Genomic DNA, 13,586 nt, shown 5'->3' with positions numbered 1-13,586 from the left:
GTTCTGTCTCACCAAGAGGCGCCTGTGGCGCCTCCTGGCATCGGAGTTGCCCGCGGATTCACCCGGGCCGTCGAGTCCGCGCCTGCCGTCCGCCGAGCGGATGCGCCGCACGTTCCGTTCTTCTACGCGTACGCACGAATGGCGACGATGTGCGCCGACGCGGCCGCGCTGGTCGCCTCGACGACGACGCTCAGCGCTGCCGCGCGGACCGGCTCGTCCAGGCGGACGGCGAAAGGGAGCGGACGGCGGAAGGGAGCGGACGGCGGAACGGGCCGGACGGCGGAAGGGGCCGGACGGCGGGAGGGGGCGGACGGCGACCGCCCGCCCCCGGTACGTCAACGCGTCAGCGCCACGGCCCCGTCACCGCGAACGTCGTTCCCGGCGTGTAGCAGTTGACGAACATCGTCCCGCCGTCCGGAGCGAAGGTGACCCCCGCGAACTCGCCCCACTCGGGCTCCTCGGCCGTCCCGATGTTCTGCCGGCCGCGCGCCATCGCGTACACCTCGCCGCCCCGCGTCAGGCCGAACACATGCTGCGCGCCGTCGCCGTCCTCGCACACCATCAGTCCGCCGTCGGGAGCCAGGCAGATGTTGTCCGGGGATTCGCCCGGCAGCTGGACGTCCGTACCGGGACCGAAGACGATCACCAGCGTGAGGCGGCGCCGTTTCGGCTCGTACCGCCACACCTGGCCGTAGTGGTCGGCCGCCGAACCCTGCGAGCTGTGCGCGAAACTGGAGACGAAGTAGACCGCGGACCCGCCCCAGTAACAGCCCTCCAGCTTCTGTGCGTGCGTGATGCCCTTCGCGCCGAAGTCCTGGAACCGGATCGGGGTTCCGGCCGCCAGCGGATCCGGTACGGGCACCCACTCGACGCCCTCGAAGCTCGCCCCGGGCTCCTGGACCACGGAGAGGTCGGGGACGCCCGGCACGCGCATGGCCTCCAGATGGCCACCCGCCCGCAGCGAGCCCGTCCCGCCGAGCGGCTTGTCCGGCAGGAACCGGTAGAAGAGCCCGAACGGCTTGTCGAACGCGTCCTCCGTCTCGTACACGATGCCGCTCTTCGGATCGATCGCGATCGCCTCGTGCTGGAAGCGGCCCATCGCGGTGAGCGGCACGGCCCCGGTGCGGCGCGGATCGGCGCCGTCCACCTCGAAGATGAAGCCGTGGTCCTTGGTGTAGCCGTTGGTGCCGGCCTTGTCCTCGGTCTCCTCGCAGGTCAGCCAGGTGTTCCAAGGAGTGCGGCCGCCCGCGCAGTTCACCGCAGTACCGGCGATGGCGACGCGTTCGCCCAGGACGTTGTTGCGGCCGTCCAGCTCCAGGGCGGTGCAGCCGCCCTTGCCCATCGGGTCGTAGGTGAGGCCCTCGACTACCGGGACCGGGATCCTGGCGGTGACGCGGTTCTCGTGGTTGCGCACCAGGCGGACGTGACCGTGCCGGCCCGCGAAGGCGGCCATCCCGTCGTGGTTGCTGGGGACCTGGCCCTCGCCGGAACGGAGCGGGTCGCCCTCCCGGGACAGGACCCGGTACCGGAAGCCCCTCGGCAGGTCGAGCAGACCGTCCGGGTCGGGCACGAGCGGGCCGTAGCCGCTGTGCCCCCGGGCGGCGGCGGTACCCGCGAAGAGTTCGGAGAACGCCCCGGCGAAGGCGATCGAGGCAACGGCCGCGCCGCTGCCGGCCAGGACCTGTCGTCGTGTTGCGGAGGGTCGTGACACCGCTGATGACATGAGGCAACTCCCTGCTGGCGGACAGGTGAAGTGACCCGCATGTGTGTACCACGCGTATCGTCGCGCGGGAACCACGCGGGTCACCGGGCCTCGTGCGTGTCATGGGCCCACAGGGGCCCGTGGGGTCAGGCCAGGGAAGCGGTGAGCGTGATCGTCGTGCCCGTGAGCGCCTGACTGACCGGGCAGTTCGCCTTGGCGTCCTCGGCGGCCTTGACGAAGCCCGCCTCGTCGAGACCCGGCACCTCGCCCTGGACGGTGAGGTGAATGCCGGTGATGCCGGTACCGGGCTGGAAGGTGACCTCGGCCCGGGTGTTCAGCCGGGTCGGCGGGGTGCCGGCCGTGGCCAGGCCGTTGGACAGCGCCATCGAGAAGCAGCTGGAGTGGGCCGCCGCGATGAGCTCCTCGGGACTCGTCCTGCCGTTCGCCTTCTCCGCGCGCGACGGCCAGGAGACCTCGTAGTCGCCGATGCCGGAGGAGTCGAAGGTGACGACACCCTTGCCCTCGATCAGGTTGCCTTCCCAGACCGTGTGCGCCTGACGCGTGGTAGCCATACTGGATCCCTTCGAACGGTGTGCGCGGTTGATACGGGAGATGCGCGGTTGTATACGGGAAATCCGAGGCGCCCGGGGGCCCCTCGGCCGATACCGCCCGAAGCCGCTTCGGACGGTGTGTTCCCGAACCTACTGCGCCACCAGACCCTTTGCGTCGCGCGCCAGCGCCGTCAGCCGGGAGATTGCCCGGAAGTACTTCTTCCGGTACCCGCCGTTCAGCATGTCCTCGCTGAACAGCCTGTCGAACGGCACCCCGGAGGCGAGCACCGGAACCTCCCGGTCGTACAGCCGGTCGGCGAGGACGACGAGCCGCAGCGCGGTCGACTGGTCCGGTACCGGCTGGACGTCGGTGAGGCAGACCGCCCGCAGACCGTCCGTCAGCGCGCCGTAGCGGCTCGGGTGGACCCGGGCGAGGTGGTCGAGGAGCGAGGGGAAGTCGTCCAGGCTGGCGCCCTCGGTGGCGTACGCGGCCTTGGTGACCTGCTCGTCGGAGTACGGTGCGGGGGCCTCGGGCAGCCCGCGGTGGCGGTAGTCCTCGCCGTCGATCCGCAGCGGACGGAAGTGCGAGGAGAGCCCTTGGATCTCCCGCAGGAAGTCGGCGGCGGCGAACCGGCCCTCACCGAGCTTGCCGGGCAGCGTGTTGGAGGTGGCGGCGAGCGCGACACCCGCCTCGACCAGCCGGCTGAGCAGCGACGACACCAGCACCGTGTCGCCCGGGTCGTCCAGTTCGAACTCGTCGATGCACAGGAGCCGGTGTCCGCTCAGCGTCTGGACGGTCTGCTGGAAGCCCAGCGCGCCGACCAGGTTCGTCAGCTCGACGAAGGTGCCGAACGCCTTCAGCGAGGGCGCGGCGGGTGTGGCATGCCAGAGGGAGGCCAGCAGGTGCGTCTTGCCGACGCCGTAGCCGCCGTCGAGGTAGACCCCGAGAGGTGCCGCGGGGGCCGCCGGCTTCCTGCTGAACCGCCCGCCCGTCGCCCGCCACCACCCCTTTGCGGACGCGCTGCGCGCTCCCTTGTTCTTGCCGGAGCCGGTGGCATGCGCCCCGCCGAGCCCGGCCGCGAACCCGCTCAGGACCTCGACCGCCTCGATCTGGCTCGGCTGGTTGGGGTCCGGGACATAGGTCTCGAAGCGCACGGAGTCGAAGCGCGGCGGCGGCACCATCTCGGCGACCAGGCGGTCGGCGGGAACGTGCGGTTCTAGGGCGCACAGGGACAGCGGGGCCGTTTCGGCTATGGGGCTCTGCCCCGGCACGGCGGTGGAGGACGACACAACTCTCAAGCTTAAGCGCCGTGCCAGACTGCACAGCATGCGACGCCTCTTCCCTGTGACCGACCCGACACCGGCTGACGACGAGGGGGAATGGAGCCTGGACGATCTGGCCGCGGCCTACGCGTACCCCGAGCAGGACGGCCCCTGGCTGCGCGCCAACATGGTGTCGACGCTCGACGGAGCCGCCCAGCACGACGGGCGCTCGCAGCCGATCTCCTGCGCCGGCGACATGCGGATCTTCGGCACCCTGCGCGGGCTGGCCGATGCGGTCGTGGTGGGGGCGGAGACGGTACGGCTGGAGGGGTACCGGCCCGCCAGGGCGCGCGAGGCGTTCGCTGCCCGCCGGGCCGCGGCCGGGCAGGGGGCCGCGCCGGCGATCGCCGTCGTGAGCGGCAGCCTGGACCTGGACTTCTCGCTGCCGCTCTTCGTCTCGCCGCTCGTCCCGACCCTCCTGCTGACCGGCGCCGGCGCCCCTGCGGACCGGATCGCGGTGGCGCGGCGGGCGGGCGCCGAGGTGGTGGTCGCGGGGGAGGGTTCCCGGGTGGACCCCGCCAGGGCCGTACGGGAGCTGGCGGACCGCGGACTCACGCGGCTGCTGACCGAGGGCGGCCCCAGGATGCTGGGTCAGTTCGTGGCGGCCGACGCGCTGGACGAGCTCTGTCTGACGCTCTCGCCGATGCTGACCGCCGGAGACGCGCAGCGGATCGCCGGGGGTCCCTCGGTGGTCGTGCCGGAACGATTCGCCCTTGCATCGGTGCTGGAAGAGGCCGGGTTCCTCTTCACCCGATACCGTCGGATCTGACAATCAGCGGAATTTGCCGTTCCGGTTAGCCCCCGGTGGGCACAATTACTCTCGCAGACCCCGTGCGAGCACGGGGAAGGATGGTTTCAGCAGGGGCCGGCGACGGTCACTGAAGCAGAAGGGCGCCCGTGGTGTTCACCAGCGTTTTGATGATCGAGAAGGCCCTCACTTCCGAGGACGTCGACTTCGTCACCACCCTGCACGGAGAGGAGCGGACTTCCTTCGTCGTGCTCATGCAGCCGCGCGGTGACCAGGCCGATGTGCTGTTGCGGGCCATCGACGACCTGGCGATGGGCGAACTGAAGGAAGCCGCCCGCGAGGCCGAGGAACCGGAGGGCGGGGATGCCCGGCAATCCGCCGAACTGGCGCTCGAAGTGTCGCTCGAAGCGCTGCGACAGGCAGGCTCCGAAGCGGTCGGACAGGTGATCGAGGAGCACCCGCTGGACAAGCTGAAGACCGTGGTCGAGGACGCGGAGGCGGACGAGGTCATCGTGCTGACCGCGCCGCACTACGTGGAGGAGTTCTTCCACCGTGACTGGGCGTCGAGAGCCCGTCACAAGGTCGGCGTACCGGTGCTCAAGCTCTTCGCGCACAGCGAATAGGCTGTGCGCGACGCACATCGACTTTTGGGGAGACATACGCATGGCACCCGGTATTCCTGCCGCCATGGAACGGCCGCACTTCATCGGCATCGGCGGCGCCGGAATGTCGGGCATCGCGAAGATCCTCACCCAGCGCGGTGCGAAGGTCGCGGGCAGTGACGCCAAGGAATCGGGTACGGCCGAGGCGCTGCGGGCGCTGGGGGCGACCGTCCACATCGGGCACGCCGCCGCACATCTGGCGGACGACGCCTCGTGCGTGGTCGTCTCCAGCGCCATCCGCCCCGACAACCCGGAGCTGATGCGCGCGGCCGAGCTGTCGATCCCGGTCGTCCACCGCTCCGACGCGCTGGCCTCCCTGATGGTCGGCGCGCGCGCGATCGCGGTGGCCGGCACGCATGGCAAGACGACCACCACGTCGATGCTGGCCGTCGCCCTGTCCGAACTGGACCTCGACCCCTCGTACGCCATCGGCGGCGACCTCGCCGGACCCGGCACCAACGCCGCGCACGGCGAGGGCGCGATCTTCGTCGCCGAGGCGGACGAGAGCGACCGCAGCTTCCAGAAGTACGACCCCGAGGTCGCGATCGTCCTCAACGTCGAGCTGGACCACCACGCGAACTACGCCTCGATGGACGAGATCTACGAATCCTTCGAGAAGTTCACCGGCAAGATCGTCCCCGGCGGCACCCTGGTCATCGCGGCCGACCAGCCCGGTGCCGTCGAGCTGACCGAGCGGGTGCGCGCGCTCTCCTCGGCGAAGGTCGTCACCTACGGCGAGTCCGAGACCGCCGACGTACGCGTCCACAAGGTCACCCCGCGCGGTCTGACCAGCGAGGTCACGGTGATCCTGAACGGCAGGTTCCTCACGTTCACCGTCTCGGTGCCCGGCCGCCACTACGCCCACAACGCGGTGGCCGCCCTCACCGCCGGTGTCGCCCTCGGCATCCCGGCCCACAACCTCGCCTCGGCCCTCGGCAAGTACACCGGGGTCAAGCGCCGCCTCCAGCTCAAGGGCGAGGCGGCCGGGGTGCAGGTCATCGACTCGTACGCGCACCACCCCACCGAGATGGCCGCGGACCTCGAAGCGATGCGCGGCGCCGCGTCCGACGCCCGGCTCCTGGTCGTCTTCCAGCCCCACCTCTTCTCCCGCACCCAGGAGCTCGGTACCGAGATGGGCCAGGCCCTCGCACTGGCCGACACCTCCGTGGTCCTGGACATCTACCCGGCCCGCGAGGACCCGGTCCCCGGCGTCACCAGCGCCCTGATCATCGACGCGGCGAGGGCAGCGGGCGCCGACGCCACCGCAGTCCACGACAAGGCGGCGGTCCCCGAGATCATCGCGGGAATGGTGAAGCCCGGCGACCTCGTTATCACCATGGGGGCGGGCGACGTCACGGACCTCGGCCCGCAGATCCTGGACCATCTGTCGAGCTGAGGGAGCGACGTGTCGTACGACATCGAGAAGCCGGACGAGCAGTGGCGGGCGGAGCTGACCCCCGCCGAGTACGCGGTCCTGCGCCAGGCCGGCACGGAACCCGCCTTCGTCGGCGAATACACCGACACCAGGACCACGGGCGTCTACTCCTGCCGTGCCTGCGGCGCGGAGCTGTTCCGCTCCGACACCAAATTCGAGTCGCACTGCGGCTGGCCGTCCTTCTACGACCCGAAGGACACGGACGCGGTCGAACTGATCCAGGACCGCAGCCACGGCATGGTCCGCACCGAGGTCCGCTGCGCCCGCTGCGGATCGCACCTCGGCCACGTCTTCGAGGGCGAGGGCTACCCGACCCCGACGGACCAGCGGTACTGCATCAACTCGATCTCGCTGCGGCTCACTCCGGACGAGGGCTGAGAGCGGATCTCACTCCGGACGGCTTGTTCCGGACGGCGCCCGGCGACACCGGGCGGACGCGGTGACGGCGTACGCCGTCACCGCGGCAGGCAGCCCGTACGGGAGGTCACTCGTGGGACGGGCCCGTCACCTTCGGATCCGCCCGCGTGGTCGCTCACACAGGTGCCGACGATCACCGGATGGGCGTCCAGCGGTGGCCGGGGACGGCCGTGCGCCTCCTGGAACCGGCGGGCGGAGGCCGCGCAGGAGAGCGTGAGGCGTTCGACGGCGTGGACCGGCCGGCCCTCGTGTTGCAGGCCGCTGCTGAGCAGGGCGCACACGCCCGGTGCGCCGAAGCGCCCGCCGTCAGACCTCGTTCTCGTCCCCGGGCCCCTCGCTCTCCGGCCGCAGCAGGGGGTGGGCGACGCCCGGGAAGACCCGGGCCCGCACGACGGGCTCCGCGGAACCGCCCCGGACGACCGTCTCGGCGACGCCCCACGGCCGGCCGGGCAGGACCACGGTCAGGATGTACGAGGACGCGCAGCCCATGCAGTCGTAGCGGTCCGCCCAGGTCTCCACGTCCGTGACATTCCCGGGGTAGCGGGCCACATGCCGGTGGAGGGCGTGGCACCGCTCGCACCGTTCGCCGGGCTCGCAGGTGCCGCCGCAGGGGCACGGTACATCGAGCGAATCGGCGGGACGCCAGCGCTGGGTGAGGACGGCCTCACGCGTGGCGCCCATGTCCTTCATCGCCTTCAGATTGCGGGCGGCGACGTTGTACGACTCGCCGGTCGCGGCCATTCGGTCCCGGATGACGTCCTTGCGTCCGCGGTTCGTCGTCATCTGTTCCTCCTGGGGGTGTCACGCAGCCCGCCGGGAGCACACGAGATCGATAGGTCACACGGTACCGGTCCCCCCGGGTGTGCCACGACACGCGACCGCGACACCCGACCACGACACGCGACCGCGACACCCGACCGCGACACCCGACCACGACGCGTGATCACGACGCGTGATCACGCTCCCGGCCACTGGCACCCGACCGTCGGCACCCGGCCACGGCCCGCGACCTCGTCCCCGACCGTCGGCACCCGGCCACGGCCCGCGGCCTCGTCCCCGACGGCCGGCGCCCGACCCCGTCGCCCGCCTGCGGCACCCGTCGGCGAGCCCAGGCCCTGCCCGCTCGCGACACCCGACACCGGAGGACACCCCTACGACCGCCGTACCCGGGCCGTCAGCCTGTTGCCCAGCCGCCGACCGAAACCGCCCGGCCGGTTCCACGCCCGGAACGCCTCCGCCGTGCGGCTGCTGCCCGTACGCTCCGCGGCCTCCTCCACCGCCGACACGTCACCGGCGGACAGGCCGCGCACCACCGGCCGCAACACCTCCTCCAGCAGCGCCGCCCGCGCCTCGCTCCAGGCCCGGCCCGCGTGCGGGTGCGACGTCCAGACGGTGAAACAGTCGGCCACATAGGCAGGTTCGGCCCGTAGCCGGGCCAGGACGCCCTCGTGGCGGGCGGCCCTGCCGTAGGCCGCGATGAGGTCCGCGTCGTCGCTGTGGACGAACGCGTACAACTCGGCCTCGGGCCGGTCCGGGGCGAGCAGCTGCCCGGCCAGGACGCCGAACGCCTGATCGCGTACACCCGCCTCCACCGGCTCGGCTGCTGCACACAGCTTCCGGGCCCGTTCCGCCCAGCCGGGCTCCGCCGCGCCCGTCCGCAGCTCCCGCGCGAACTCCAGGAGCAGGAGGGCGCCGCGCGACCGCGCATCGAGCTCCTGCGGGAAGCCGCGCAGCAGGTCATGGGCGAGTTCGGGAGTCTCCTCGTCGTCCGCGGGGGCCCCGAGCGCCGCCGCGACGAGAACGGGCCAGGTACCGGCCGTGCGGTGCGCGTCCGAAGTGGTCGCGCTCAGCAGCAGCCGGGCCTCGCCCGCAGTGGGCATGTCCTCGCCCCAGACCAGCCCCACCCCGGTCCGCAGCACCAGCGGTTCGGTGAAAGGTGACATACCACCGGCGCGGAGCACCGTATTCAACACCTTCAGCCGATCGCCGTCGCCGCCCGCCCTCGCGTCCGGTGCCGCCGCGCACATCCGCAGATGCGGCAGCGCCTGCGCTCCGGTGAACGGCAGGGCGACACCGGTCAGCAGCCGCTCCGTCCCCGCCGGATCGTGCGGTGCGATCCGGTCCAGCTCACCCAGCAGCGCGGTACGCACGTCGAACTGCTCGTCCAGGAGGTCGAGCAGCACCGGTGCGCAGCCGGCCGCCCCTTCGGCCAGCAGCGATCGGGCCATCCGGTGTACGACGTCGGGGAGCAGGTCCGCGCAGTCCACATCGAGCAGCCGCGCGATCCGCAGCAATTGCACGGCGCGCGCCACACCACGGCCGGATCCGCCGGGCGCGCCGGATCCGCCGGGCGCGCCGGATCCGCCGGGCGCGCCGGATCCGCCGGGCGCGGCGGAAGCCCCGGGCCCGGCCGACGCGCCGGGAAGGGAGGACTTGGCAGACCCGCCGGTGGCGAGTTCGGTACGCAGGTCCTCGCCCAGGATCGCGACGAGCGCGGCGGCGGCACGTTGCCCGTCCGATCCGGCGAAGGCCGAGCGCGCGGGCAGTTCGAGTGTGACATCGCCGCCGCGTACCGCCTCCGTCACCAGCAGAGCCGCGAGCGACGCGGCCGCGGCGGCGGGGGAGCGCCCGTCGAGGGCGGTCAACAGCCGTGCCACACAGGAAAGTTCGGCGGTCGTGCGATCGATGCCGGGAGCGGTCAGCGCGTCGGTCAGCCGCCGCGTCCGCTCCTCGCCCAGGGCGTACGGCCGCTCGGCTGCCCAGTCGGCCGCCGCCGCACGCTCGGCGGGGCCGAGGGCGACTCCCGCGCACAGCGCCGTGGCCGCGAGTGGCCCGGCGGCGAAGGGCTCGCCGGGCAGCGCCGCCGCCGCTTGGAACAGCTCCGGGGACCGGCTCCGCCAGATCCGGGCGCAGGTCTCGGCCCAGGTGTCGTCCACCGGTCCTTCCGGGCGCGGCCCGGCGCAGTTGTGCACCCGCAGTCCGCCGTCGGGGCCCGCCGGTCCGGGCGCGTCCTCCGGCAGCACTCCGACGACCTGATGCGGGGACCGTTCCGGACGGCGGGTGTACGTCGCGAAGGTCAGCCGTTGCGCGTTCTCCGCCGGGAGCACGGCAGCGGCCAGGGCGATCCACCGGGCCACATCGGTGTTCTGCCGCTCCACGAGCACGACACGCGCCGACGACGGGTCCTCGCTCACCCGGCGCAGATCGGCGAAGAACGCCGCGAGCCAGGGGCTCCGGGAGACCGCGAAGTCGTTGAGCGCCTCCGGGCCGGAAGCAGGGGAGGCGGGCAGGGAGGCCATGTGGTGGGGCACCCCGCCGTCCGGTGGGGTGGACGCCCAGTTCGGCGACCGCCAGGCCGTGATCGGCAACGCGTCGTCAGGCAGTCGTTCACCCGCCGGGAGATGCACCGCGTGGGCGTGGAATCGGCCCGTGCCGGGGCCGCCGAGCGCCACCGTACGGCTCAGCAGGTGACTGCCGTCGGCCAGTGCGCTGAAACCGAACGCCTCGGGGAACGAGCGGAGTTCGGTGCTGGTGGGGTGGTACGGGGCACCGGTCGGCGGCTCGTATCCGAGGAGTTGTTCAGCCTCGGCCAGCACCGGCGTGGGTATGCCGGCGCTGACCGCCGTGAACCGTGCGCCCGACCTGCCGTCGGTTCCGTCCCCGCCCCCGTCGTCGCCCGCAGAGGCAGAGGTGTAGTGCAACTGCGCGAGGCTCATGCGTAGGCCCTCTTCGTCCTTGCCGCGAACGTCCCCGTACCCGTCAGCACGCCCGCTCCGGCGGCCGTCCGCCGAGGGCGGGCCGTCCGGGCGCAGCGACGACCCCGGCGGGGAGCGGTCCGCAATCGCGGGAGCGACGCTATCAAGGCGCACCGCTCCCGCACGCACCCTGCCGGAAGGTCATCTGGGCAGCCCCGGCCGGGGTGTTGAGTCCAACGCGACGGTACGCAACAACGCCCGTACGCCAGGAGCCGTCAGAGTTCCGGCACCGGGCCGCCCCTCGCCGGCGGAGGACGCTGCCGCGTCCGCACCCGTGCGGCCCCGCCCCGGCGCGCACGGGCCACCCGGTACGCCCCCATCACCCCATCGGTTGACGCACCCGCTGTCGGTCCAGTCGTTGAGCGTCTTCGGATTGACCAATCCTCCCGCGGGCGCCGTGATCCGGGCCCAAGGGCCGCTCTTTTCGCAGGAGTTGAACGAATGAATCTCAAGACTCTCTCCGCGGCCGCCGCCGTTCTGGCGCTGGCCGGGCTCACCGGTGCGTCCACGGCCGACGCGGTACCCGGCACGGTCTCCGGAGACGGCGGCAACCGCATCGGCACGCTGCGTGCCAACGGTGACGCGTACGTGAAGGAGGGCGGGCTCAGTGCGACCTGGGTCAAGGAGCACGACAACGTCAAGCAGGTCGTCCTCTCCGGCAACCGCATCGGCGTCCTCACGGGTGACGGCGTCGCCTGGGTGAAGGAGGGCGGCCTCAGCGCCACGTGGGTCAAGGAGTCGACGGACGTCAAGCAGATCGCGCTCTCCGGCAACCGCATCGGCGTCGTGAAGGACAACGGTGACGCGTACGTGAAGGAGGGCGGCCTCAGCGCGACCTGGGTCAAGGAGTCCGTCAAGGTCAAGGAGCTGGAACTCTCCGGCATCCGCATCGGTGTGGTCACCGGCAACGGCGTCGCCTGGGTGAAGGAGGGCGGCCTCAGCGCCACGTGGGTCCGGGAGTACGACGACGTCATCGGCATCGACCTCGCCGGCGACCGTATCGGCGTTCTCTCCGCCAATGGCGTCGCGCGGGTGAAGGAGGGCGGCCTCAGCGCCACATGGGTCGTGGAGGCGGACGACGTCATCCAGCTCGAATTGTCGGGCGACCGCATCGGCGTCGTGAAGGACAACGGCGAGGCGCACGTCAAGGAGGGTGGTCTCAGCGCCACGTGGGTCCACGAGTACAACAACACGATTCAGATCGCACTGTCTGGCAAGCGCATCGGCGTCCTCAAGGGCGACGGCGACGCACGTGTCAAGGAAGGCGGCCTGAGCGCGACGTGGGTCCTGGAGGCCAACAACGTCACCGAACTGGCACTGTCCTGATGCCAGGAGTCTGACGCCTGGCCACTGATACCCGCCGCGCCGCGCAACGGAGTTCATCCGATGCGCGGCGCGGTGTCGTGCCGGCCCGGGTGGCCGACCGGCGGAGGAATTGCCAAACGGTGACCTCACCGGCCGTACCGGGGCGAACGATCATTGCCATGATGCGAGGGGGAATGCCTGATCGAATACACGAGGTACAGAGGTTCAGACGTGGCCGACGAGATCTACTTCAGCAACAACTACAGCGACCTGTCGCAGCAGCACGGCACCGGCGCGGGTTTCCAGTTCGAGTTCCGGTGCTCGCGCTGTTCGGACACCTGGCGCTCGCCGTTCGAACCGTTCAGATCGGGCCAGGCGGCGAGTTGGATCGGCAAGGGGGCCAACGCCGCCTGGAGCCTGCTGGGTGGCAGCGCCAACACCATCGGCAATGCCGCCGACGGGCTGGCCGGTGCCACCTGGGGCGGTGCGAGGGACACCGCGTTCCAGCGCGCGATCACCAACGCACAGGGGCACTTCAACCGCTGCTCCCGCTGTACCTCGTACGTCTGCGGGCGGTGCTGGAACGCCGAGCTGGGCCTCTGCCTGCAGTGTGCTCCCGACACCGCCGCAGAGGCGGAGGCGGCCCGCCGGCGTGGGATGAACGACTTCGTCGCGGATCGGGCCTACGCCGCCGGGCAGACCGCGGGACAGAGCTACGACGCGAGCGCGCCCCGGCAGCTGGTCTGCCCGCAGTGCCGTACGGAGACCCATGGCGGCGCGTTCTGTCCCGGGTGCGGCCACCACCTCGCCCAGCACCCCTCGTGCGGTTCCTGCAACGCGGCCGTGCCGCAGGGGGCCGCGTTCTGCCCGGGATGCGGAACCAGGCAGTAGGAGGTCCACCACCGATCCTGCTGGCTTATTCCGTACCCAGCAGGTCTGACGGCTTGTTGGGCAGGACAGCAGCGGCCGTCTTGACGTTCCCGGTCGCGGGTGGGGTGTGGAAATGTCGATGCGGCCGAGGCCGTGGCCGACGGTGCCTGAGCTGACCGCGCAGGTGGCGCGGGCGGTGGCGGCACGGGGCCCGTATCCGTTGGCGATGCGGGTCCGTGACGAGCTGGGCGAGTTGTTCTCGGACGCCGAGTTCGCCGAGGCGTTCGAAGCCGGAGGACGGCCAGGCTGGTCACCGGGCCGGCTCGCGCTGGTGACGGTGTTGCAGTTCGCCGAGAACCTCACTGATCGGGCGGCAGCGCATCGGGGGCGGTACGGCATGGACCTGAAATACGCGCTCGGCCTGGAGCTGGATGATCCCGGGTTCGACGCCTCGGTGCTGTCAGAGTTCCGCACGCGGTTGGTCGAGCATGGGATGGAGGAGAAGGTGCTCGACCTGCTGCTGACCGCGCTCAGGGACCGGGGCCTGGTGAAGGTGGGAGGCAAGCAGCGTACTGACTCCCCCCGCGTGCCGGCGGCGGTCCGTGATCTGAACAGGCTGGAGCCGGCCGGGGAGACGCGCACCCGCTCGACCGTACCCGCGCCAGCCACCTTGCCCGCCTCGACCCCTCCCTCACCGCGTGACCAAGTAAAGCCAGCAGGATCGGGTTGGGTCGGGCCGGGGCGCGGCACTGGCCTTGCGACCAGCCCGTTTCCCCGACCCGCCCGCCGCACCCGCCGTGCGTGTCTCCACGCAACGG

At 71.6% G+C, this 13,586-nt stretch carries 13 protein-coding genes; 7 read left to right on the top strand and 6 right to left on the bottom strand.

The genetic code is table 11. From position 1 onward, the window contains the following. Positions 1 to 343: 343 nt before the first annotated feature. The 3 genes from ACF08M_RS22505 to zapE form a co-directional block, all read right to left on the bottom strand. Positions 344 to 1,723: an alkaline phosphatase PhoX gene (locus ACF08M_RS22505; protein WP_392187042.1), complete on the bottom strand. Its 1,380-nt coding sequence runs from the start codon at positions 1,721 to 1,723 to the stop codon at positions 344 to 346. 125 nt (positions 1,724 to 1,848) lie between these two features. Continuing rightward, entirely contained in the window at positions 1,849 to 2,274 is a 426-nt protein-coding gene (locus ACF08M_RS22500; RefSeq protein WP_392187041.1) for an OsmC family protein, read from the bottom strand. Positions 2,275 to 2,403: 129 nt separating this feature from the next. Then, positions 2,404 to 3,543 carry a cell division protein ZapE gene (gene zapE / locus ACF08M_RS22495; RefSeq protein WP_392187040.1) on the bottom strand — a complete coding sequence of 380 codons (1,140 nt, stop codon included), beginning with the start codon at positions 3,541 to 3,543 and terminating at the stop codon, positions 2,404 to 2,406. Between the two features lie 37 nt (positions 3,544 to 3,580). On the opposite strand from zapE, the gene ACF08M_RS22490 reads away from it, so the two are divergent. From ACF08M_RS22490 to msrB, 4 genes are all read left to right on the top strand, one after another. After that, on the top strand, positions 3,581 to 4,345 hold the full coding sequence (locus ACF08M_RS22490) for a pyrimidine reductase family protein (RefSeq protein ID WP_392187039.1): 765 nt from the start codon (positions 3,581 to 3,583) through the stop codon (positions 4,343 to 4,345). A gap of 149 nt (positions 4,346 to 4,494) precedes the next feature. Next, entirely contained in the window at positions 4,495 to 4,947 is a 453-nt protein-coding gene (locus ACF08M_RS22485; protein ID WP_392187148.1) for an indole-3-glycerol phosphate synthase, read from the top strand. 40 nt (positions 4,948 to 4,987) lie between these two features. Continuing rightward, positions 4,988 to 6,382 (top strand): UDP-N-acetylmuramate--L-alanine ligase, encoded by a 1,395-nt coding sequence (gene murC, locus ACF08M_RS22480; protein ID WP_392187038.1) that lies wholly within the window; start codon positions 4,988 to 4,990, stop codon positions 6,380 to 6,382. Positions 6,383 to 6,391: 9 nt separating this feature from the next. Beyond that, the gene (gene msrB, locus ACF08M_RS22475; RefSeq protein ID WP_392187037.1) at positions 6,392 to 6,799 is read left to right on the top strand and encodes a peptide-methionine (R)-S-oxide reductase MsrB; all 408 of its coding nucleotides are present in this window, start codon (positions 6,392 to 6,394) and stop codon (positions 6,797 to 6,799) included. Between the two features lie 77 nt (positions 6,800 to 6,876). Here msrB and ACF08M_RS22470 read toward each other — a convergent pair whose 3' ends face one another. The 3 genes from ACF08M_RS22470 to ACF08M_RS22460 all read right to left on the bottom strand — a co-directional run bounded on the left by ACF08M_RS22470 (position 6,877) and on the right by ACF08M_RS22460 (position 10,554). Beyond that, entirely contained in the window at positions 6,877 to 7,119 is a 243-nt protein-coding gene (locus ACF08M_RS22470) for a hypothetical protein (RefSeq protein WP_392187036.1), read from the bottom strand. 25 nt (positions 7,120 to 7,144) lie between these two features. Further along, on the bottom strand, positions 7,145 to 7,621 hold the full coding sequence (locus ACF08M_RS22465; protein WP_392187035.1) for a hypothetical protein: 477 nt from the start codon (positions 7,619 to 7,621) through the stop codon (positions 7,145 to 7,147). 368 nt (positions 7,622 to 7,989) lie between these two features. Next, positions 7,990 to 10,554, bottom strand: a complete 2,565-nt coding sequence (locus ACF08M_RS22460) for a GTPase-associated protein 1-related protein (protein WP_392187034.1) — start codon at positions 10,552 to 10,554, stop codon at positions 7,990 to 7,992. A 480-nt stretch (positions 10,555 to 11,034) separates the two neighbouring features. On the opposite strand from ACF08M_RS22460, the gene ACF08M_RS22455 reads away from it, so the two are divergent. The 3 genes from ACF08M_RS22455 to ACF08M_RS22445 form a co-directional block, all read left to right on the top strand. Further along, positions 11,035 to 11,919, top strand: coding sequence for a peptidase S1 (locus tag ACF08M_RS22455; RefSeq protein ID WP_392187033.1), 885 nt, complete (start codon positions 11,035 to 11,037; stop codon positions 11,917 to 11,919). A 210-nt stretch (positions 11,920 to 12,129) separates the two neighbouring features. Then, entirely contained in the window at positions 12,130 to 12,789 is a 660-nt protein-coding gene (locus ACF08M_RS22450; RefSeq protein WP_392187032.1) for a zinc ribbon domain-containing protein, read from the top strand. A gap of 142 nt (positions 12,790 to 12,931) precedes the next feature. Beyond that, a partial coding sequence (locus ACF08M_RS22445) for a transposase (RefSeq protein ID WP_392187031.1) occupies positions 12,932 to 13,586 on the top strand: 655 nt, incomplete at its 3' end.

It is taken from the genome of Streptomyces sp. NPDC015032 (genome assembly GCF_043080425.1).
Classification (GTDB): Bacteria; Actinomycetota; Actinomycetes; order Streptomycetales; family Streptomycetaceae; genus Streptomyces.
Note: the sequence above shows the minus strand (reverse complement) of the source record. Positions and strands in the feature narration are given on the sequence as shown.